Here is a 21668-nt window from a genome sequence, read left to right on the forward strand (position 1 = left end):
GTCAGGTCTCCAGTTCCTCGAGAGTGCGTGCGATGCCCCGGCGGACGGCGTCGACGAGGTACGGCCGGAGCTGGTGCGGATCGACGATCTTGTGCACGGACCCGACGCGCTGGGCCCGCTGGATCGAGTGGGTGCTGTCGAACTCCTCGGCGACGGCGCCGAGCTTCTCCGAGCGGACTGCGGCCCGGACCGAGGCGAGCTCGGCGCGCAGCCGGGAGGCCTCGGCGTCGGATCCCGCCTCGACTGCGGCGGCGATGCGCCCCTCGAGGGCCGTGACGCGCTCGTCGGCGGCGGTCCGCTTGCGGACCTCACCGGCGAACACCACGGCGGCGGCAGGCGCGCCGCCCAGCACGGAGGCGTACGAGCCCTCGACGGCCGCGATCTCCATGTGGTCGTTGAGCGTCGCGGAGAAGACCACGAACGCCCCGCCGTGGTAGCGGGAGACCACGCAGAACACGATCGGGCCGTCGAAGTTGACGATCGCCCGGCCGATCTCGGCGCCGTACTCCAGCTGCAGCGAGCGCAGGGACTCCGGCGAGCCGTCGAACCCGGAGAGGTTCGCCAGCACCACCAGCGGCCGGTTGCCGCTCGCCGCGTTGATCGCCCGCGCCGTCTTCTTCGACGAGCGCGGGAACAGCGTGCCCGCGGTGAACTGCTCGGGCCCGTCGACGGGCAGCACGCCCCGCCGCGGGATCGGCTTGGACTCGATGCCGAGCAGGGACACGGGCTGGCCGCCCAGGTGGGCGTCGAACACGACGACGGAGTCCGCGTCGTGCATGTCCGCCCACCGCTCGAGCGGGGCGTGGTCCAGGTCGGCCACGCCGCGCATCACGGAGCGGATGTCGAAGGGCTTCTTGCGCCCCGGGTTGGTCTCGGACGAGAAGATCTCGCCGAGGGTGGTGAACTCCCCGCCCTCGTGCGGCGCGGTCGTGACGTCGCGCTGCACCGGGTCGTTGGTCGGGGCCGGCCGCGGGAACCGCTCGCCGGGGATCCGGTAGGTGTGCTCGTAGTGCCGGAGCAGGACGTCGACGGCCCCGGCCAGGTCCGGCGCCCAGTACTGCGCCTGCCCGTTCGGGCCCATGATCCGGTCGTAGCCGCCGATGCCGAAGTTGTCCTCGGCCGAGACGCCGCCGGAGTAGTCCAGGCTCTGCTTGCCGGTGAGGACCATCGCGCTGTCCGGCGTCATGACCAGGATGCCCTTGGTGTGGGTGAGCATCGTGGCCTCGGCGTTCCAGTAGGGCTGGGCGCCGACGTTGATCCCCGTGACGACGACGTTGACCTCGCCGCCGTCCTGGGTGAACTCGATGATCGCCCGCAGGGCGCGCGAGATCCAGTCCATGTTCTCCGTGCCGGAGTCCATGGCGATCTTGGCGCCGGACGACACCGCGAACCACTCGAGCGGCACGTCCAGCTCGCGGGCGAGCCGGATCGCCGCGCACACCCGCGCGCACTCGGGCTCGGCCAGCGCGCCCAGCCCCCGCGTCGGGTCGCCGAGCAGCACCACCCGCGTCATGCCCTCGGGCTGCTTCGCGGTGGGCATGGTGACCGTGCCGAGCACGATGTTGGCCGTGTTGCGGCCGGGCTCGCGCTCGACCGGCTCGGCCACCGGGTCGACGCCCGAGCCCTCGACCAGGTCGTACTCGACGAACCGGCCCTCGGGCCCGGTCAGCATCGGGATGATCTCGTACGGGTAGACCGCCCCGCGACGCTGCGCCTTGATCACGTTCTGGGCGTAGGCGTCGAGCTCACGCATGAGGCCCGTCGGCGGCTCGTCGAGCCGCACGGTGAGGCCCGCGCCCGGCGGCCGCGACAACCGCAGCAGGTACTCGTGCGGTGTGTCCTCGCCCGGGCGGTCGGCCCGGAACTGCACCAGCACCTGCTCCAGGCCCAGCGACCCGGTGCGGGCGGCGAGCCGCCGGACCACCGTGTCGAGCTCCTCGAACGGGATGTCGACGACCGGCCAGACGTGCAGCAGGATCCGGTTCCAGCCCAGCTTGGCCAGCTTCGGGTCCCGGCTCCGCACGCTGCGCAGGCTGTCGAGGCAGGCGTCGATCGCCCGCTCCAGCTCGGGCAGCGACCGGATGACGCCGGCGTCGTCCCGAAGCACGGTGAGCCGTCGGACGTCGGACAGGGCCAGCAGGCGCTGGTCCTCGCGCACGTTCTTGCCGGTGGCGTGGAACAGGTGCACGTCCGGCTCGGCCGGCAGCCGGCGCAGCTCGAAGTTGCCGAGCCGCCACAGCCCGAGCCGCTCCGCGACGAGCGGGTGCAGGCCGCGCAGCGTGCGGTCCTCGACGAGCGTGCCGTCGGACTCCGGGCGGAAGGTGAACCACACCGGGTCGGGGTCGGCCAGGACGTCGGCCGTCTCGGACGGGTTGGGGCGCACGGCCACCGCGACGCGGGCGACCCGGCCGGTCGGCACGGCGCCGATCGCGGCCCGCACCCGGTCGGCGCGGGCGTCGGGGTCGCCCCGGTCGTCCGCATGGGTGGAGGTGACGTACAGGTCCACCAGCGCCGTGCGGCCCTCGGGCAGCTCCTCGACCAGCCGCCGCATCTGGTTCGCGGCGGCCAGCGCGCGCCGCGGGTCGTTGTTGTCGATCACCGTGGCGAGGACCGTGTGGTCGTTGCCCCGGTGCGTGTACGACGCCGTGAGCACCGGCAGCCCGATGCTCTCGCTGATCCGCAGGTCCTGCAGCGGCCGGATCCGGTAGTAGCGCCGGGTCATGACCTCGAGCAGGGCGGCGTTGTGCCGCGTCCCGAAGACCCCGAGGATCGGCTCGGACGAGGCGACCAGCGCCTCGATCCGCTCCGCGCGGTCGGCGGCGTCCGGCTGCTCGGCCAGCTCGTCGAGCTGCGTCCGCACCTCGCGGTGCACGCGGTCGCGCTCCGCCTCGACCGCCGGGGCGTCGAAGCAGTGGTAGCGGACCCGGCGGGCCAGGTCGCCGACGACGGGGTGCCGCAGCTGGGTGGCCAGGACCAGGCCGTCGAGCGTGCGCAGGTACTCCTCGCGGGTCGCCGCCGGCAGCCCCGCCAGGGACTCCGGGTGCGCCAGCCGCCACTGCAGCAGGTTGAGGATCACCGGCTCGTGCGCGGTGGCGCGGCGGTGCGCCAGGAACATCCGGTACAGCGCGGGCTCGAGCTGGGTGCCGGAACCCTTGGCGGAGCCCTCGAGCTCCACCCCGTAGTGCGCGAGCGCGCGGCGCAGCTTGGCGCGGAAGGACTCCGGCAGCTGCTCGGCCTCGACGTCCCGGGACCGCAGGTAGGCGTGCAGGTACTCCTGCGGGTTGCGCCCCGACTCGCCGTTGCCGTTGCCGTCGGAGGGCTCGTCGGACTCGCGGCGGTTGCGGGACAGCGCCGACAGGTCGGTGAAGATCCGCAGCACGGCGGTCTCGCCGGCGAGCACGGCCGGGTCGTCCCCGGGCAGCGCGGCGCGCGCGGCGTCGAGCCGGGCGAGCAGCGGGCGGGACTGCCGCTCGTCGACGTCGAAGCCGAGCACCTGCCAGCGCAGCGCGGTGAGGGCGTCGGCGGCGTCGGCCGCGGGGTCGGCGTCGGCGCCGGTGCCGAGCAGCGCGGAGAAGTCGGCGCGGTCGCCGCCCGCGGCGGGGCCGGCGGCGTCGGCCGCGGGCTCCAGCCGGACCAGCTTCGTGCCGCCCTCGACCTGCGTGTTCGACGGCACCAGGACCTCGGCGACGGTGCCCGCGAACGGGGCCCGCAGCGCGGTCTCCAGCTTCATCGACTCGACGATCGCGACGACGTCGCCCTCGGCGACCTCCTGCCCGGCGATCACCGGGACGGCCACGACCATGGCCGGGGCGGGCGCCCGGACCATGCCGGCCTCGCCGCCGGAGATCCGGTGCACGGCGCCGTCGACCTCGACGAGGTAGTCCGTGTCCTGCGGGGCCGACAGCACCGAGTACGTGGTTCCGCCGACGGTGAGCCGGCGCTCGAAGCGGCCGGAGCGCTCGACGTCGACGTCCACGGCCTGCGGGGTGCCACCGGGCACCTCGAGCACCACGCGGTAGCGGTTCGCCCGGGTGCGGGCGACCCGCAGCCGGTAGGACTCGCCGGCCGCGCGGACGTCCGTCTGGTGCCAGGTCTCGGCGCCGACCTCGGGCCGGCCGCGCTCGGCGGCGGTGAACAGCCGCTCCTGCTGACGGGCGACGTGCCCGTCGTGCGCCTCGACGGCGGTGGCGAGGAGCGCGACGTCGAGCCGGCGCGGCGGGGTGTAGCCCTGGGCCATCAGCCCGTCGAGCCAGGTCGTGTCGGTCTCGCCGGCGATCAGCTCGGGCCGCTGCAGCAGGTCGAGCAGGAAGGCCTTGTTGGTGGTGCCGCCGTCGATCACCGCGGCGGTCTGGCGCAGCCCGCGCAGCAGGCGGGCGCGGGCCTCGTCGCGGTCCCGGCCCCACGCGATGATCTTGGCGATCATCGAGTCGAACTGCGGCGGGATGACGTCCCCGGTCGCGACGCCGGTGTCCACCCGGATCCCGGGGCCGGCGGGCAGCGCGAGGTGCTCGATGACGCCGGGGGCGGGCGCGAAGCCGCGCTCCGGGTCCTCGGCGGTGAGGCGGGCCTCGATCGCCCAGCCCGTGCCGCGCGGCGGTTCCGGCGCGATGTCGGCGAGCTTGCCGCCGCCCGCGACGTGCAGCTGCAGCTTGACGATGTCGACGCCGGTGCACGCCTCGGTGACCGGGTGCTCGACCTGCAGGCGGGTGTTGACCTCGAGGAACGACAGCAGTCGCTCCTTGGGCTCGTAGAGGAACTCCACGGTGCCGGCGTTGACGTAGCCGGCGGCGCGGGCCAGCTCGGCGGCGGAGGAGCGCAGCAGCTCCTCCTGCTCGGCGTCGAGCGCGGTGGAGGCGGACTCCTCGATGACCTTCTGGTTGCGGCGCTGCACGGAGCAGTCCCGCACGCCCAGGGTCCAGACGTCGCCGGTGGCGTCGGCGACGACCTGCACCTCGACGTGCCGCCCGCCGCGGACCGCGCGCTCGAGGAACACGGTCGCGTCGCCGGCGGTCTTGCCGGCCTCGGACGCGGCGCGCTCGAAGGCCTCGGCGAGGTCGTCGGGCGTGGCGACGTAGCGGATCCCGCGCCCGCCGCCGCCCGCGGTGGCCTTGACCATCAGCGGGTAGCCGATCGCCTCCGCCTTCTCCCGCGCCTCGGCGAGGTCGGCGACCGGGCCGCCGGACCAGGCCGCGAGCGGCACGCCGACGCGCTCGGCGAGCCTCTTCGCGGCGATCTTGTCCCCGAGGTCGCGCATGACCTCGGGGGACGGGCCGATGAAGGTGATGCCGAGGTCCCGGCACAGCTCGGCGAACTCCGCCTTCTCGGAGACGAAGCCCCAGCCCGGCCAGACGGCGTCCGCGCGGGCCACCTTCAGGGCCCGCTCCAGCTCCGCGTGGTCGAGGTAGGGCGACGGACCGAGGTGGTCGGGGTCGTCCGGGCCGATGAGCACGGCCTCGTCGGCCTCGCGCACGAACATGGCGCGACGGTCCACGGCGGTGTGCAGCGCGACGGTCCGCAGCGGGGATCCACCCGCGGCGTTCCACTCGCGCACGGCGTGGATGAGCCGCATGGCGGGCTCACCACGATTGACGATCGCGATCCGGGAGAAGCTGCTCACGAGGGCCATCCTGCTACGCCCCGAACGCCGCGCGAACATCCTCCACGGAGGTTCCGGCGACCGGATTCCGTGGTAACACCGTTGTCGACCGGTCCCGCACCGCGGGCGGCAGCACGACCTCCGGCGCCATGACGGCGGGGTCGACCGTGAGGACGGCGTAGCCGCCCACCGCGCCGGCCCCGAACCCGGGCGCGAAGACCCGCGTGGGGCGGTCGATGACACCGTCGCGGACGGCGTCGAACAGCGCGATCGGGATCGACGCGGCGGACACGTTGCCCATGTCGCCGATGTTGAAGTACAGCTGGTCCGCGCTCAGCCCCGCCTTCTCGGCCAGCTGCACGATCATCGTGCGGTTGGCCTGGTGCGGCACGATCAGCTCGATGGCGTCGAGCAGCTTCCCGCCGTCCGGGCCGGGCAGCGCGTCGAGCTCGCCGATCATCTGCTCGAGGTAGCGGGCGACGAGGGCCTTCACCTCGGGGCCGTAGACCGTGATGTCGTTGTCGAACTCCGGGTTCGGCCAGATGATCGAGTTGACCTGGGAGGGAGGACCGCTCGCGTAGGTCTGCAGGATCTCGACGTCGCCCGCGGACCCCTCCGCCGCGGGCGCGACGACGAGGGCGGCCGCGCCGTCCCCGAAGATCATGCGCGAGGTGCGGACCCCGCCGATCTTGTCGCTGAACTTCTCGACGCAGACCAGCAGCACCGGTCGCCCGACCTCCTGCAGCTGGCGCACCGCCTCGGCGAGGCCGTAGGGCAGGCCCGCACAGGCCGCCACGATGTCCGCCGAGCAGTGGGTCTGCAGGAGGCCGAGCTCGCCGGAGAGCCAGGTGGCCAGCGACGGGATGAGCCGGTCGCTGGTGCAGGTCGCCACGAGGACCGCGCCGATCTCCTCCGGCTTGCGGCCGGAGTGGGCGAGGGCGGCGTCGGCCGCGGCGAGGGCGAGCTCGCCGATGTCGTGCTCGGAGTAGCGCCGCCGCTCGATCCCGGTCTTCGCCGTGATCTCCGCGGCGCTCATCGGCGACCAGGAGAAGCTGGTGTTGCGCACGACGTCCGTGTTCTCGCAGACGTGCTCGCCGCGCACGACCGCCAGCGACTCGATCGTCGGCTTGACCGCGAACGTCTCGGCGACCTTCACCGGCTCGAGCGGCGTGGCCGGCGCGACGGGCGTGACGGCGGGCCGGGAGGGGCGGGTCCGGACGGGCGCTCCGTTGCGGACCCGGTCCAGGAACGCCGCCACCTCCCGGGTGCGCGGGTGGAACGCGATGACGACCTCGTCGTCGCCGATCGCCGACGCCTCGCGCAGCTCGGTCCGCGACCGGGTCCACGGGTACTGGTTGTGCAGCACCATCGCCCAGCGGGACAGGGCCTCCAGCTCGGGGGCCTCCTCGTGGGCGTCGAGGATCTCGGTCGGGGAGAAGGTCGGATAGTCCGGCTCCAGGTCGGGCAGGACGAAGGTCAGGGCGCCGGGCTGCGCGAGGAACTCCGCGACGGTCGGCTTGACGGGCTCGAGGTCCGTCGCGTGGTGCTTGCGATTGCCGTACACGTCGTTGAGCAGGGCGAACAGCCGCTCCTCGACCTCCGGGTACCGGCCCTCGGGCAGCGACTGCCAGGCCTCGACGACGGCGGCGGCCTTGCGCTCGCCGTCGACCCACGGGGTGACGACGGGCAGGAACACGTCGTCCCGGGTGCGCGGCAGGTCGCGCCAGCGGGTGGGCCGCTTCTCGTACATCGTCAGCGCCCAGCGGTTGACCCAGAACAGGTTCTGGCCGAGGTCGCGCAGCAGGTCGTACCGGCGGGTGTACGCGCCGCGGGCCACGCGCTCGGCGATCTCGGTCCCGGTGGGGGCCTTGGACTCGAAGTCCCGGCCGATGACGGCGGCCGCGCCGTCGAGCGTGTCGAGAACCGAGAAATCGAGATCCGGCGAAAAGTTCGCGGGGAACACGAGGCGGCCGTGGCGGTTGACCACGAACGGCTTCATACGGGTGCCTCCAGGCGGCGACGTTGGTCGAAACGTGGGCCGAACAAGGCGGAAACACAGGTCGGCGCGGCGGACGGCGGCGCGACGACCCGGATGGTTTCGTGCTTCGGCGGTGAGGGAACCGTAGCGGGAATTGACCGGAGATCGGAACGTGACCTGGCTCTTCACCCGTCTGCTGATACCTATTGTTGGGGATCCGAGGAAATGTTACCGACGAGTTCTACTCAATGGTTCTACCTGTGCGTTCGCTGGGGCGGGTACGGATCGGTGCAGATCAAGGACGTGACACCATCCTGAGTGGACGCAGTCCCGTGTGGACGGATCGTCGGTTGTGGCACCGGGTGCCGATCCGCTCTAGGGTCCACGGGCATGGCCCGTGTCACGTACCTGACCCCCGAGACCGCCCCTCCCGCCGTCGCCTCCACGCTCGGCAAGATGCCCCCGCTGCACGTCTTCCGCATGCTCGCGCACGCGGAGACGGCCTTCCGGCCGTGGCTGAAGTTCGGCGGCGCGATCCTCGCGGACCTCGCGATCGACCCGCTCCTGCGCGAGCTCGTGATCCTCCAGGTCGGACGACTCGCCGCGCGCTACGAGTGGGAGCAGCACGTGCCGATCGCCCTCGCCGCCGGCGGCACCGCCGAGCAGATCGAGGCCCTCGACCGGGACGAGTTGGGGACTTTCGACCCTGGTACCCGGGCGGCCCTCGAATTCACCGCAGCGCTCGTGCGCGACGGCGAAGTGTCCGACGAGAACTATGCGGCACTCGCGGCGGAGTTCTCGGAGCGGGAAATAGTGGAGATCGCACTCACCGCTGCGCATTATCTCGGCCTCGCGCGCATCATGACCGCGCTCCGGATCGACCCCGACGCCCCCGCCGGGCCCGACGGCCTGCCCGCGGCGCGCGTGGAACGGCCCTCCGCTGGGTAGGCTCGCCGAGATGGAGATCCTCGCCGGACGGGTGCTGCTGCGCCCGTCCGACCCGGACGTGACCACGGCCTTCTACCGGGACGTGCTCGGGCTGGCCGTCTACCGGGAGTTCCCCGGCGGCACCGTGTTCTTCCTCGGCGGCGGGTTCCTGGAGGTGTCGGGACACGCCGCCGGGCCGCGCACCGAGCCCACGGGCGTCGCGCTGTGGATGCAGGTCCGCGACATCGCCGCCGCGCACAAGGAGCTGGCGGACCGCGGCGCCACGATCGTGCGGGAGCCGCGCCGCGAGCCCTGGGGGCTCGACGAGATGTGGGTGACCGACCCCGACGGGGTGAAGATCGGGATCGTGGAGATCCCCCCGGAACACCCGCTCCGCCGCGACACCCGCGGGGAGTGAGGGGCGCCCGGTCGGCGGGGTGTTCGGCCGGCGGGGTGTTCGGCCGGCGGGGTGTTCGGTCGGGGGGTTCCGGCAGGCGAGAGTCGCTCGGCCTGCCGGAGGTCTTCGGTCGCCGGGGTGGGTTCGGCTCGAGGATGTTGCTCGGCGTGGGGGTGACGGTCCGCTGAGAACGGAGGCCACACACCGCAGGTGTGCGGTCGCCCCTGAGCCGGTGTGCGAGCGGCGGTCGCGTCCTGGTGCCGGCGAACCTCGACGGCCCGAGCGGCGCCCGGCGCGTTATGGATCCGTACTGCGTCCGGGAGGGGCGCCGGGGCGCGTTATGGATCCATACTGCGACCAGGAGAGGCCCCTGGGCGCGTCGTGGGTCCCTGCTGCGCCCGTCAGGCGGAGCGGAGGCGGGCGCCGGGGCCCGGGTCGGAGGTGAGCTTGCTGCGGGGCTCGATCAGGTGCCCCGCCTCGCAGCGCAGCTCCGCGTGCACCTCGGCGCCACAGTCGGCGTGCCGGATCACCATGGGCTGGCCCGCCTCGCCGGCGAGGTGCTGGTCGCCCCAGTCCCGCAACGCCGTCATGACGACGCGCAGGTCCTTGCCGGCGGGCGTGAGCCGGTACTCGTGGCGCTCGCGGCGGCCCGGTTCGCGGTAGGGCACCTTCTCCACCAGGCCCGCGTCGACGAGGCCGCCGAGCCGGCGGGTGAGCACGTTGCGGGCGATGCCGAGGTGCGCGGCCAGGTCGTCGAACCGACGGACGCCGTTGAACATGTCCCGCAGCACGAGCACGGTCCAGGCGTCGCCGATCAGCGCCGCCGTGCGGGCGACGGAACAGGTGCCGCTGTCGAAGTCGGTCCAGGCCGATCCGGGCGACGGTGCAGACGCTGCGGACGTCATGCGCGCCAGGGTAGCCGCGCGGCTGGGTTGCCGCCAGAAACCCGGCGACCCTCAGGCTGCGGCCCGGCTCGCCAGGGCGGGGTCGTCGCGCGGGTCGGTGACGCCCTCGGGCGCCGGCGTGACGGCGGCGAGCGCCATCGCCAGCACCGCGGCGACCGCCGCGGCCAGGAAGACCACGGTGTAGGCGGTGCCGGCGGGCCGCGTCTCGCCGCCCACGTCCATCACGAGCGCGGTGCTCACGGCCGCGACCACCGCGGTGCAGGTCGAGGTGCCCAGCTGGCGCATCAGCGTGTTGAGGCTGTTCGCCGCGGCCGTCTCGGTCTCGGGGACGGCCCGCATGATGAGCAGCGGCAGCGCGGAGTAGGCGAGGGTGGCCCCGATCGCGCCGATGGTCGCGGTGCCGATCAGCAGCAGCTCCGACGTCGGCAGCATGGCGAACCCGACGTTGCCGACCGCCAGGAGCGCGGTGCCGAGGATCAGGGTGGTCCGCGGCCCGCGGATCCTGGAGATGATCGCCGAGGCGGACGAGAAGACGACCATCGACCCGCCGATCGGCAGCAGCACCACGCCGGCGACCAGCAGCGACAGCCCGAAGCCGTACCCGGTCTCGACGGGCGCCTGCAGGATCTGGGTCGCGAGCATGAAGGTCGCGAACATCGAGAAGCCGATGAGCACGGTGGCGCCGTTCGTCATCAGCACCGCCGGACGGGCCGAGACGCGCAGGTCGACGAGCGGGGCGCGCCGGCCGAGCTCCCAGCGCGCCCACACCGCGAGCACCACGGTGGCCGCGCCGAACAGGCCGAGGACGGTCGGGCTCGTCCAGCCCCACTCCGTGCCCTTCGAGATGCCGAGCAGGAGGCAGACCAGGGCGGCGGCGATCCCGACGGCGCCGACGGCGTCGAACCGGCCGCCGGTGCGCACCCGCGACTCGGGGACCAGCCGCGACACGAGCAGCAGCTGGATCACCGCGACCACGGCCGCGCCGGCGAACAGCCAGCGCCAGGAGGTGAACTGCGCCACGAGGCCGGTGATCGGCAGCCCGATCGCGCCGCCGACGCCGAGCGAGGAGCTCATCAGCGCGACACCGCTGCCGACCCGTGCGGGCGGCAGCACGTCCCGCATCAGGCTCATCCCGAGCGCGATGACGCCGAACGACACGCCCTGCAGCACCCGGCCCACGATCAGCAGCACGATGTTGGGCGCCGCGGCCCCGATGACCGAGCCAGCCAGGATCAGCGCGATCGAGATCAGCAGCATCCGCCGCTTGCCGTACATGTCGCCGAGCCGGCCGAGCACGGGGGCGGACACCGCGCCGGCGACCAGGGTGGCGGTGACCAGCCACGCCGCCGTCGACGGGGAGACCGACATGAGCCGCGGGAACTGCGGCAGCAGGGGCACGACCATCGTCTGGATGAGCGACACCAGCAGGCCGCAGGACGCGAGTACCAGGATCGCCACGGTCGGGCGAGCATGCTGTCCGGTTGCGGCGGAGGCGGGCGATTCGGCCAGATCGGCACTCACGAGGTGTGGGTCTCCGTCCACGAGAGGGTGCTCGACCAGGTGACCACGGCCCCCGACTCCGTGGCAAGGCGAAACCTTGCCTTTGCCAAGTAACTCACGCTGAACGGTCGTTGGGGAATACGGAGGGCGCTACGGTTCCGGGATGGCGGACCTCGTCCTCCCGCTCGACGCGCCCGGCGCGACCGACCTCGCGGAGGCCGGCGGCAAGGGGTCCGCACTGGCCCGTGCGGTGCGGGCGGGGCTGCCGGTGCCGCCGGGCTTCGTCGTCACGACGGCCGCCTACCGCCGCTACGCCGCCGGGCTCCCCGAGCGGCCGCGTCCGGAGGACTTCACGACCGCGCTGCCCGACGACCTCGCCGCCGCCGTCCGGGCCGGCTACGCCGCCCTCGGCGGCCCGCCGGTCGCCGTCCGGTCGTCGGCGACCGCCGAGGACCTGCCCGGGCTGTCCTTCGCCGGCCAGCAGGAGACCGTGCTCGACGTCCGCGACGCCGACGGGGTGCTCGACGCCGTCCGGCGCTGCTGGGCGTCGCTGTGGGCCGGGCGGGCGGTCGCCTATCGCGACCGCGCGGGGATCGACGGGGCCGAGATCGCCGTGGTGGTCCAGGAGCTGGTTCCCGCCGAGTCGGCCGGGGTGCTGTTCACCGCCGACCCGGTGACCGGCGACGAGAGCCGGATGCGGGTCGACGCCGCGTGGGGCCTCGGGGAGGCGGTCGTGGGCGGGCTGGTCACGCCGGATGCCGTCGTCGCCGACGCCGCCACCGGTGCCGTCCGTGAGCGCCGCACCGCGGACAAGGCCGTCCGGACCGTGCGGACGGACGCCGGGACGGTCGAGCAGCCCGTGCCCGACGAGCTGCGCCGCGCCCCGGTGCTCGACGACGCGCGCGTGGCCGAGCTGGTCGCCCTCGGCCGCCGTGTCGCGGCCCTGTACGGCGGCCCGACGGACGTCGAGTGGGCCCGGGCGGAGGGGCGGTTCGCCCTGCTGCAGGCCCGCCCGATCACCACGGTCCGCGACCCGTGGAACGACTCGCGCGGCCGCGACCACCTGTGGACCAACGGCAACCTCGGTGAGGCCGTGCCCGGCACCATCACCCCGTTGACCTGGTCCTTCCTGGAGATCTTCTCCGCGCACGCGATGACGACCTCGGCGCTGCCAGGGCTGCGTGCCTACGGGCGGATCGGCGGGCGCGCCTACATGGACCTGTCGACGGCGTCGGCGCTGGCGGGGTTGGTCGGCGTCCCGCGCGGGCTGTTCGTGCGCCTGGTCGGCAGCGCCTTCGGGCGGATCCCGGCCGGGGTCCGGGTCCCGCGCGCCGCGCTCGATCGCCGGGCGGCGCTGCGGGTCCTGCTGCCCGCGGTGCGCGAGGTGCTGCGGACCGTGCGGCGGGAGAAGCCGCACGTCGACGCGTACGTCGAGGGCAACCCGGCGCACTGCGCGGCGCTGGCGGCCGGGGTCGCGGGGCTCGACGCCGCCGGGTTGCGGACGGCGTGGACCGCCGAGCTGCAGCCCCTCCTCGTCCGCGCCAGCGGGATGCTGCAGGTGGCCGGCCGCAGCGACCCGCGCGCGCTGCTCGGCGCCCGCGCCCGGCTGGAGCGGCTGCTCGGGCCGGCCGACGCCGCCGCCCTCGCGACCGGCGGGGAGCTGGAGAGCCTCGGCCCCGTCGTCGGGCTGGCCCGGGTCGAGGCGGGGGAGCTGTCCGAGGCGGAGTACCTGCGGCGGTGGGGGCACCGAGGCCCGCGCGAGTTCGAGGTGTCGGCGCCGCGCCCCGCCGAGGACCCGGAGTGGGTGCGGCGCGAGCTGGGGCGGCTGCGGGCCGCGGGCGCGGGCCCCGCCCAGCTGCTGGAGCGCCAACGGCGAGCCCGCGAGGAGGCCTGGGACCGGCTGCGCCGCGAGCACCCGCGGCGGGTGCGCGGCGCGCGGAAGGCCGTGGACCGCTGGATCCGGGCCGCCGGCGGCCGCGAACGCACCCGGTCCGATGTGGTGCGGGTGTTCGGCGTGCTCCGGGCCTGGGCGCTGCGGGCGGGCGAGGTGACCGGGCTCGGCGACGCCGTGTTCTTCCTCGATCTCGACGCGCTGCTGCGGGCCCTCGAGCCGGGTGCCGACGCGCCCGCCGCCCGCGCCGCGCGGAACCGCACCGTGTTCGAGGCCTACGACGCCCTGCCGCCGTACCCCGCCGTGATCCGCGGGACCTTCGACCCCTTCGCCTGGGCGGCGGACCCGCACCGGCGGGCGGACCTGTTCGTCGAGGGCCGCCCGCCCGCACCCGTGTCCGCCGCCGGCGCGGTCACCGGGTTCGGCGGGGCGGCCGGGGTGGTCGAGGGCACCGTGCGGGTGCTCGCCGACGTGGCCGACGGCGCGGCCCTGCACCCCGGCGAGATCCTCGTGACGACCGTGACGAACGTGGGCTGGACCCCGCTGTTCCCGGTGGTCGCCGCCGTGGTCACGGACGTCGGGGCGCCGCTCTCGCACGCCGCGATCGTGGCCCGTGAGCTGGGCATCCCCGCCGTCGTCGGCTGCGGGGACGCCACCACGCGGCTGCGCACCGGCGACCGGGTCCTGGTGGACGGCTCTTCCGGCACGGTCACCCTGCTGGGGCGCCCGTGATCTCCTGCACGAGCTCCACCAGCCGGGGCACGGCCGGGTGCGTCGGCGGGTCGGCCCAGACCAGCCACACCGGGACCGGCGGGGCGTCGGTCAGGGGCACGTAGGCCACGCCCGGGAAGCGGTGCAGCTCCGAGGTCGCGGCCGGGGTGACGCCCGCGGCCCCGCCGGAGGCGATCGCGACCAGCCAGTCCTCGGTCGTCGCCACCCGGACGACGTCGGGCCGGGCGTCGGCGGGCCAGAGCGACGCGGTGGTGGTGCCGGTGACGTCGTTGACCGCCACGGTCCGCCCGGCGAGGTCGGCCAGGGTGAGCGACGGGCGGGCGGCCAGCTCACCACCCTCGGGGACCGCCGCCATGCGCGTCTCGTCCGGCAGCCGCACCACGCGCGTACCCGGGACGCGCACCCTCCCGCGGAGCACCGCGGCGTCGACCCGGCCGTCGGCCAGCCCCGCCGTGCGGGCGTCGATCTGCACCAGCTCCAGCGGCAGGTCGGGGTGCTCGGCCCGCCAGCGGCGCAGCAGCTCCGGGGTGCGCCCGCCCAGCGCCGACCAGGCGTGCCCGAGACGCAGCGGCACCCGCAGCCACTCGCCGGCCCGGGCCGGGTCGAGCAGTGCGTCGACGGCCTCGACCGCGCGCTCGGCGCGCTCCCGGAACGCCAGACCGGCCGGGGTCAGCGCGAGGTGGTGGGTCGAGCGCTCCACGAGCCGCACCCCGAGGTGGGTCTCGAGCTGGTGCAGCGTGCGTGACAACGCGGGCTGGCCGACGTGCAGCCGCGTCGCGGCGCGGGTGATCGCGCCGGCCTCGGCGATGGCCAGGAAGGCCCGCAGGTGTCGCAGGTCCGCGCTCATGCCTCAGGAGCATAACCACCGCTGAACCGGCATTTCCCGGCGGCGGATCCGGCTCCTAGCGTCGAGCGGGTGACCGATCTCGCCGCCCGCCCGACCACTGGTTCGACCCCCGGCGCGACCGGTCCCGGGCGCCGGACGGCGATCGGGCTGGTGGTCGGCGGCGAGTTCTCGATGCAGTTCGGCGCGGCCGTGGCGGCGCTGCTGGTCGCCCGGCTCGGCGCGAACGGCACCGTGGCGCTCCGGCTCGGCATCTCCGCGCTCGTTCTGCTGCTGGTGTGCCGGCCGCGGCTGCGCGGGCGCACCTGCGGCGACCTGCTCACCGTCCTCGGCTACGGGCTGGCGCTCGGCGGCATGAACATCTGCTTCTACGAGGCGATCGCGCGGATCCCGCTCGGCGCGGCCGTGACGCTGGAGGTGCTCGGGCCGCTCGCGCTGTCCGTGCTCACCGGGCGCGGCCTGCTCGGCGCCCTGTGGGCGGTGCTCGCGCTGGCCGGCGTCGCCCTGCTGGGGGAGGGCGGGTTCACCGGGCTCGACGTCGTCGGGGTGGGGTTCGCGCTGCTCGCGGGCGCGTTGTGGGCGTGCTACATCGTGCTGGCCCAGCGGGCGGGCCGCTCCTTCGCGAAGCTCGACGGCCTGGCCCTCGCCCTCACCGTGTCCGCCGCCCTGGCCCTGCCGCTGGGGATCGCCGGGGTCGGGGCCGCGCTGCTCGACCCGGTCGCGCTGGGTTGGGGCGCGGCCGTCGCCGTGCTCTCCTCGCTGCTGCCCTACTCGCTGGAGCTGGTGGCGTTGCGCAGCGTCCCCGCGAACACCTTCGCCGTGGTGATGAGCCTCTCACCCGCCGTCGCGGCGCTCGCCGGGGCGCTGGTGCTCGGGCAGGCCCTCACCCCGGTCGGCGCGGTCGCGATCGCGCTGGTGGTCGCGGCCTGCGCGGGCGCGGTCCGGTGGGGCGGCCGGCGGTCGACACCCGTCGAGGCATGATGCGGGCGTGACCGCACGCCCCTTCCGCACCCGGCTCGCCCCCGACGTCGTCTCCGAGGACTTCCGCTCCTTCTGGACCGAGCGGCACCTCGGCACCCTGGTCACCCTGCGCAAGGACGGGACGCCGCACGTCGTGCCGGTCGGGGTCACGATCGACGTCGAGGAGGGCCTCGCCCGGGTGATCTGCCGCGGCGGCTCGCAGAAGGCCCGCAACGTCGTCGAGGCCGGGCCGGAAGGCGCCCGCGTCGCGGTGTCGCAGCACGACGGCCGCCGCTGGTCCACGCTCGAGGGCGTCGCCGTGGTCCGCGACGACCCCGAGTCGGTGCGGGACGCCGAGCAGCGCTACGCCGCGCGCTTCCGCGTGCCCCGGCCGAACCCGGAGCGGGTGGTCATCGAGATCCGCGTCGACCGCGTCCTGGGTATGGTCTGAACCGATCCCGTAGCGCGGACCTGTCGGTCCGTGTCCGGATCGGGCACGCTGTACGCACTTCCAGGGTCAGGAGTCCCCACCGTCGCGGGCCGGCCCGTCCGGCGCACCGTCACGATCCGGTGTCGGGCAGCGCAGGACAGCACGCAGACCACGCACCAGCACGCGAGGACCGAGGGACACGGTGAGCAGCGCACAGGAACCTGCCGCGAGCACGGCCGACGCGACCGTCGACGGCGCGAGCACGGCCGGCGCGCCAGACGCGCCGGACAACGTCGTGCACTTCTCGCGGACGCAGGCCGTCACGCAGGCGGACCTGGAGATCCGCAGGCTCGGGACCAGCCGCATCGACTCCCCGATGCTCGACCTGCTCGACGCGCGGCAGACGACCGAGCACTACGTCGACGAGGACGACCGCGTCCTGCTCGACGACACCATCGCCCGGGTGACCGCCCGCGGTGTGCCGATCGACCAGCTGCCGGGCCTCGAGCCCTGCGGGCCGCGGCGCAAGATCTACTTCGACCCGTCGAAGACCCGCGCCGGGATCGTGACCTGCGGCGGGCTCTGCCCGGGGCTCAACGACGTCATCGCCGGCCTGGTCCGCACGCTGACCTACCACTACGGGGTCCGGCGGGTCGTCGGCTTCCGCAACGGCTACCAGGGCTTCATCTCCCGCTACGGCTACGACGAGGTGGAGCTCACCCCGCAGTACGTCCGCGACATCGCGGTCGACGGCGGCACCGTGCTCGGCACCTCCCGCGGTCACCAGGACCCCGAGGAGATCGTCGACTGCCTCGAGCGGATGCACATCAACATCCTGTTCGTGATCGGCGGCGACGGCTCCATGCGCGGCGCCATGGGCATCGAGCGGGTCATCGCCGAGCGCAACCTCAAGATCGCGGTCGTCGGGGTGCCGAAGACGATCGACAACGACATCCCGTACATCGACCAGAGCTTCGGCTTCCAGACGGCCTTCTCCCGGGCGTCGGACTCGATCCGGGCGGTCACCGTCGAGGCCAAGTCCACGGCCAACGGCATCGGCCTGGTCAAGCTCATGGGCCGGCACTCGGGCTTCATCGCCTGCTACGCCGCGCTGGCCCGCAGCGACGCGGACGTCGTGCTGATCCCGGAGGTCCCGTTCGCCCTGGAGGGCGACACCGGCCTGCTCGCGCACCTGCGCAGGCGGGTGGAGCAGCGCGGGCACGCCGTGGTCGTCGTCGCCGAGGGGGCGGGGCAGGAGCTGCTGGAGGCGGCCCAGGCCAGCCGCTCGACCACGGACGCCTCGGGCAACCGCAAGCTCGGCGACATCGGCCGGTACCTGCGGGACCGCATCGAGGACCACTTCGACGAGGCCGGGATCGAGACGTCGGTGCGCTACATCGACCCCAGCTACGCGATCCGCTCCGTGCCGGCCAACCCGTACGACAGCGTGTACACGGTCCGGCTGTCGCAGGCGGCGGTGCACGCGGCCATGTCGGGGCGCACCGCGATGGTCGTCGGGCGGGTGCGGCGCCGCTTCGTCCACATCCCGATGCCGCTCGCGGTGAGCAAGCGCAACCAGGTCGACCCGCACGGCGACCTGTGGCAGGCGGTGCTCGAGTCCACCGGGCAGCCGGTCCGTTTCGGCGCCTGAGCACCCCGCGCCCACCTACTGTGGTGGGCGTGCACCACCCGGCCCTGCGCTTCCTCGGCCACTCGACCACCCGCCTGGAGCTGGGCGGGCGCGTCGTCCTCACCGACCCCGTCCTCACCCCGCGGGTGTCGCTGCTGCGACGTGTGGTGCCGCCGCTGCGCGCCGAGGACTGGGCCGACGCGGACCTCGTCCTGATCTCCCACCTGCACGGCGACCACCTGCACCCGCCCTCGCTGCGGCTGCTCCGGCCCGACACCCGGGTCGTGGTGCCGCGCGGAGCGGCCGAGTGGGTGCGCCGGCGCGGCGTGCGGCGGGTCGAGGAGATCGACGTGGGGCAGGAGATCCGCGAGGGCGGGCTGCGGGTCACCGCGGTGCCTGCCGCGCACAGCGGGCACCGGTGGGGCCCGCGTTCCACCCGCGGGCCGCAGTCGCCGGCGCTCGGGCACGTCCTGGAGGCCGACGGCCTGCGCGTCTACGCCGCCGGCGACACCGACCTGTTCGACGGGATGGCGGACCTCGGGGCGCTCGGCCTGGACGTCGCCCTGCTGCCGGTGTGGGGCTGGGGTCCGAACCTGGGCCCGGGGCACCTCGACCCGGAGCGGGCCGCCGAGGCCGTCGACGTGCTGCGGCCCCGGCTCGCCGTCCCGGTCCACTGGGGGACGCTGGCCGTCGCCGGGCTGACCCGGGCGCCCGCCGGGCACGGCGCGCGGATGCGGGCGCTGCTGCACGACCCGCCGCACCGGTTCGCCGTCGCGGCGCGGAAGCGGGGGAGCACCAGCACGATCACGATCGCCCGGCCGGGGCAGGACGTGCCACTCGACGGCACCGCTCCCGACCCCGGCGATCGCACGAACGGCCCGTTCCTGCGGACCTACCGCACGAACGGGCCGTTCGTGCAGGGCGACGGCGGGCCGGGCGAGGGGCACCGGGAATGATGTCCGCGTGACGGGCGCCCTCGCCGCGGACTGGACGAACCCGCAGGCCATCGGCTACCCGGTGCTGATCGGCGGGGTGCTGCTCGGGTCGGTCGTGCCGGTGGTGCCCACGGGAGCGGTCGTCGGCGCGGCCGCCGCCGTCGCGATGACGACCACGCACCTGTCGCTCCCGCTGGTGCTGCTGGCGTCGACCCTGGCCGCGTTCGTGGGCGACGTCGTGACCTACGGGGTCGCTCGGCTGGGTGGGGAAGCGGCGGTGCGATTCGTCGCCCGCGGTCAGACGCCGGAGCAGCTCGCCCGGGCCCGGGTGCGGTTCACGCGGCACGGATGGCAGCTGATCGTCGTCGGGCGGCTGGTGCCCGCCGGGCGGATCCCGGCGCTCGTGGCCGCCGGCACCCTGGGCTACCCGTGGCGCCGGTTCCTGCCGTCGGCGCTGGTCGCGTGCCTGGTGTGGGCGGTCGCCTACGCGCTGCTCGGCATCCTCTCCGGCGGGCTGTTCGACAACCCGCTCGTGGCCACCCTCGGCGCGGCGGTGCTCGTGCTCCTCGTCGGCGCGCTGTCCGCGGGGATCGCCCGGCTGGTGCGACGACGGCGTGCCCGGCGTGCCCCGGACGTCGTCCCCGAGAAGCCGGGGGAGATGATCGATCCCGCGGCCGGCCCGGCGCGGCGCGGCCCGCTGCCGCCGCCGACCGACCAGGAGCGCCCGTGAACCGGACCGGCCCGATCGTCCGCGACTACCGCGCGACGCCCGTCGAGCGCGGCCCGCTGCTGCGCGGCGGGCGCGTGGTGGCCCGTGTCGTGCTGGTGTGGGCGCTGGTCACGGCGGCGCTGCACCTGCTCGACGTCTGGCTCACCGGGTTCGCCATGGCCGGCTGGTGGCAGCCCACGGTCTGCGCGCTGCTGCTCGGCCTGCTCACCGCCGTCGTCTGGCCGCTGGTGCTGCGGGTGGCGCTGCCGATCGCCCTGTTCACCCTCGGCCTCGGCAGTTTCGTGCTGCTCGCCGCGGCGGTGCTCGCGATCTTCTGGCTCGTCCCGGGTGTGGAGCTCACGAACATCCGCACCGCGTTCGTGGTGGTCGTGGTGATGACGGTGGTCAACGCCGTCGCCACGAGCCTGCTGGCGATCGACGAGGACGAGCTGTTCTTCCGCCGCGCGGTCCGCCGCAGCCGGCGCTCGGCGGCGCCCGAGCAGCAGACGCCCGGGGTGCTGTTCCTGCAGATCGACGGGCTGGGCCACGACACCGCGCGCCGTGCTGTCCGCGACGGGACCGTGCCGACGCTGGCGCGCTGGCTCGCCGAGGGCAGCCACACGCTGCAGCACTGGACCACGGACTGGAGCTCGCAGACGGGCGCCAGCGTCTCCGGGATCCTGCACGGGAACAACCACGACATCCTCGGCTTCCGCTGGTACGAGAAGGACCGCGACCACGTGATGGCGTGCGCGCACCCCGCCGACGCCGCCGAGATCGAACGGCGGCACTCGGACGGGCGGGGCCTGCTCGCCGTCGACGGGGCCAGCCGCGGCAACCTGTTCACCGGCGACGCCCCGCACTACAGCCTCACGATGAGCACGGTGACCGTGCTCGGCGGCAGGCGCTCGGCGCGGCGGCGCGACCACGTCGGCGGCGGGTACTGGGCCTACTTCGCCAACCCGGTCAACGGCATCCGCACCTTCGCCGGCGCCCTGGTCGACGCCGTGCGCGAGGTCGTCGAGGCGTCCGCCCAGCGGCGGGCGGACGTCCGGCCGCGCACCCACCGCGGCGGCCTCTACCCGCTCGCCCGGCCCGGGACCACGGTGATCGCGCGGGACGTCGTGGTGTCCGCGCTGATCGAGGACATGCTCGCGGGCCGGCCCGTCGCCTACGCGGACTTCCTGGGCTACGACGAGGTCGCCCACCACTCGGGCATCGAGCGCTTCGACTCCCTCGCGGTGCTGCGCACGATCGACCAGCAGATCGGCCGGCTGCACCGGGCCGCGCAGCTCGCGCCGCGGCCGTACCTGGTCGTGTGCCTGTCCGACCACGGGCAGACGCAGGGCCAGGCCTTCGCCGACCGGTTCGGCGAGTCGATCGAGCAGTACGTCGGCCGGCTGTGCGGGGGCCCGCCGCCGCGCCCGCGCCGGCGGCTCTTCGGCCGCACCCCCGCCGAGCGCTCCAGCCGCCGCGCCGCGGAGGGCTGGCAGGTGGGGGCGGCGCTGGCCGAGGCGTCGTCGGGCGGGGGGTTCGTGGCCCGACGACTGCGGGCGCGCGTCGAGAAGGCGGGGGCCTCGCCCGCGAGGCACCGCACCGAGTCCGGGAAGCCCGGCGAGGTGGTGCGGGCGGCGCCCGGGGTCGTGGTGTGCGCGTCCGGGCACGTGGCGATGGTGTCGTTCACCGAGCACGAGGGACGGGTGGAGCTCGAGACGATCGAGCGCGAGTTCCCCGACCTGCTGCCCTCGCTCGTCGACCACCCCGGGATCGGGTTCGTGCTGGTCCGCAGCCGGGAGCACGGCGCCGTGGTGCTCGGCCGGGACGGCGTGCACCGGCTCGCGAGCGGCACCGTGATCGGCGACGACCCGCTGGCGGACTACGGCGAGCACGCGGCGTCGTTGATCAGCCGGGTGGACACCTTCCCGCACTGCCCGGACATCATGATCAACAGCCGCTACGACCCGGCGACCGACGACGCCTCGCCCTTCGAACCGCACGTCGGCTCGCACGGCGGGATGGGCGGCCCGCAGAGCCGCGGCTTCCTCCTCGCGCCCTCCGAGCTCGCCGACCCCGGCGAGATCGTCGGCGCCGAGCACCTGCACCGGGTGTTCCGGGGCTGGCTCACGGACCTCGGCCATCCCGAACCCTCGGCCGACCGCCCGACCCCCCGCCCCGCCGAGGTGGAGGAGCGGGCCGCGCAGGTGCGGTGAGGGCGCTTCCTCGACGACGGTGCC

General features: G+C 74.7%; 14 protein-coding genes. 9 read left to right on the forward strand and 5 right to left on the reverse strand.

Annotated features, from left to right (window positions below; genetic code table 11):
- Nucleotide 1: 1 nt before the first annotated feature.
- The gene (locus tag AB0B41_RS24565) at nucleotides 2-5626 is read right to left on the reverse strand and encodes a biotin carboxylase N-terminal domain-containing protein (RefSeq protein ID WP_358207146.1); all 5625 of its coding nucleotides are present in this window, start codon (nucleotides 5624-5626) and stop codon (nucleotides 2-4) included.
- A gap of 4 nt (nucleotides 5627-5630) precedes the next feature.
- Entirely contained in the window at nucleotides 5631-7595 is a 1965-nt protein-coding gene (locus AB0B41_RS24570; protein WP_358207148.1) for a 3-oxoacyl-[acyl-carrier-protein] synthase III C-terminal domain-containing protein, read from the reverse strand.
- A 369-nt stretch (nucleotides 7596-7964) separates the two neighbouring features.
- Here AB0B41_RS24570 and AB0B41_RS24575 point away from each other — a divergent pair, with 369 nt between their 5' ends.
- Entirely contained in the window at nucleotides 7965-8522 is a 558-nt protein-coding gene (locus tag AB0B41_RS24575; RefSeq protein WP_358207150.1) for a carboxymuconolactone decarboxylase family protein, read from the forward strand.
- Nucleotides 8523-8532: 10 nt separating this feature from the next.
- Nucleotides 8533-8919 carry a VOC family protein gene (locus tag AB0B41_RS24580; RefSeq protein WP_358207152.1) on the forward strand — a complete coding sequence of 129 codons (387 nt, stop codon included), beginning with the start codon at nucleotides 8533-8535 and terminating at the stop codon, nucleotides 8917-8919.
- A 380-nt stretch (nucleotides 8920-9299) separates the two neighbouring features.
- On the opposite strand, the gene AB0B41_RS24585 is transcribed toward AB0B41_RS24580, so the two are convergent.
- Together AB0B41_RS24585 and AB0B41_RS24590 are read right to left on the reverse strand one after the other, a co-directional pair.
- A complete protein-coding gene (locus tag AB0B41_RS24585) occupies nucleotides 9300-9803 on the reverse strand; it encodes a helix-turn-helix domain-containing protein (protein ID WP_358207154.1) in 504 nt (167 codons plus the stop codon).
- Nucleotides 9804-9854: 51 nt separating this feature from the next.
- Nucleotides 9855-11261, reverse strand: coding sequence for an MFS transporter (locus tag AB0B41_RS24590; protein WP_358207156.1), 1407 nt, complete (start codon nucleotides 11259-11261; stop codon nucleotides 9855-9857).
- A gap of 205 nt (nucleotides 11262-11466) precedes the next feature.
- Here AB0B41_RS24590 and AB0B41_RS24595 point away from each other — a divergent pair, with 205 nt between their 5' ends.
- Nucleotides 11467-13926, forward strand: coding sequence for a PEP/pyruvate-binding domain-containing protein (locus AB0B41_RS24595; protein ID WP_358207158.1), 2460 nt, complete (start codon nucleotides 11467-11469; stop codon nucleotides 13924-13926).
- Here AB0B41_RS24595 and AB0B41_RS24600 read toward each other — a convergent pair.
- Nucleotides 13904-14773, reverse strand: coding sequence for a LysR substrate-binding domain-containing protein (locus AB0B41_RS24600; RefSeq protein ID WP_358207160.1), 870 nt, complete (start codon nucleotides 14771-14773; stop codon nucleotides 13904-13906). The two genes, AB0B41_RS24595 and AB0B41_RS24600, sit on opposite strands and share 23 nt — an antisense overlap.
- A 69-nt stretch (nucleotides 14774-14842) precedes the next feature.
- Here AB0B41_RS24600 and AB0B41_RS24605 point away from each other — a divergent pair, with 69 nt between their 5' ends.
- The 6 genes from AB0B41_RS24605 to AB0B41_RS24630 all read left to right on the forward strand — a co-directional run bounded on the left by AB0B41_RS24605 (nucleotide 14843) and on the right by AB0B41_RS24630 (nucleotide 21644).
- Entirely contained in the window at nucleotides 14843-15751 is a 909-nt protein-coding gene (locus AB0B41_RS24605) for an EamA family transporter (protein ID WP_358207162.1), read from the forward strand.
- Between the two features lie 7 nt (nucleotides 15752-15758).
- Complete coding sequence (locus AB0B41_RS24610; protein WP_358207164.1) at nucleotides 15759-16181, forward strand: TIGR03618 family F420-dependent PPOX class oxidoreductase; 423 nt, start codon at nucleotides 15759-15761, stop codon at nucleotides 16179-16181.
- Nucleotides 16182-16455: 274 nt separating this feature from the next.
- Complete coding sequence (locus AB0B41_RS24615; RefSeq protein ID WP_358207185.1) at nucleotides 16456-17811, forward strand: ATP-dependent 6-phosphofructokinase; 1356 nt, start codon at nucleotides 16456-16458, stop codon at nucleotides 17809-17811.
- A 29-nt stretch (nucleotides 17812-17840) separates the two neighbouring features.
- A complete protein-coding gene (locus AB0B41_RS24620) occupies nucleotides 17841-18746 on the forward strand; it encodes an MBL fold metallo-hydrolase (RefSeq protein WP_358207166.1) in 906 nt (301 codons plus the stop codon).
- A gap of 7 nt (nucleotides 18747-18753) precedes the next feature.
- On the forward strand, nucleotides 18754-19455 hold the full coding sequence (locus AB0B41_RS24625) for a DedA family protein (RefSeq protein ID WP_358207168.1): 702 nt from the start codon (nucleotides 18754-18756) through the stop codon (nucleotides 19453-19455).
- Complete coding sequence (locus AB0B41_RS24630) at nucleotides 19452-21644, forward strand: phage holin family protein (RefSeq protein ID WP_358207170.1); 2193 nt, start codon at nucleotides 19452-19454, stop codon at nucleotides 21642-21644. The genes AB0B41_RS24625 and AB0B41_RS24630 overlap by 4 nt, the downstream gene beginning before the upstream one ends.
- Nucleotides 21645-21668: the final 24 nt, after the last annotated feature.

The sequence above is a fragment of the Pseudonocardia sp. NPDC049154 genome (assembly GCF_040648315.1).
Lineage (GTDB): Bacteria > Actinomycetota > Actinomycetes > Mycobacteriales > Pseudonocardiaceae > Pseudonocardia.

What these genes read in the sequence shown, in the direction of transcription:
- AB0B41_RS24565 (WP_358207146.1), bottom strand. Translation starts at nt 5,626, where the DNA reads ATGGCCCTCGTGAGCAGCTTCTCCCGGATCGCGATCGTCAATCGTGGT.
- AB0B41_RS24570 (WP_358207148.1), bottom strand. Translation starts at nt 7,595, where the DNA reads ATGAAGCCGTTCGTGGTCAACCGCCACGGCCGCCTCGTGTTCCCCGCG.
- AB0B41_RS24575 (WP_358207150.1), top strand. Translation starts at nt 7,965, where the DNA reads ATGGCCCGTGTCACGTACCTGACCCCCGAGACCGCCCCTCCCGCCGTC.
- AB0B41_RS24580 (WP_358207152.1), top strand. Translation starts at nt 8,533, where the DNA reads ATGGAGATCCTCGCCGGACGGGTGCTGCTGCGCCCGTCCGACCCGGAC.
- AB0B41_RS24585 (WP_358207154.1), bottom strand. Translation starts at nt 9,803, where the DNA reads ATGACGTCCGCAGCGTCTGCACCGTCGCCCGGATCGGCCTGGACCGAC.
- AB0B41_RS24595 (WP_358207158.1), top strand. Translation starts at nt 11,467, where the DNA reads ATGGCGGACCTCGTCCTCCCGCTCGACGCGCCCGGCGCGACCGACCTC.
- AB0B41_RS24600 (WP_358207160.1), bottom strand. Translation starts at nt 14,773, where the DNA reads ATGAGCGCGGACCTGCGACACCTGCGGGCCTTCCTGGCCATCGCCGAG.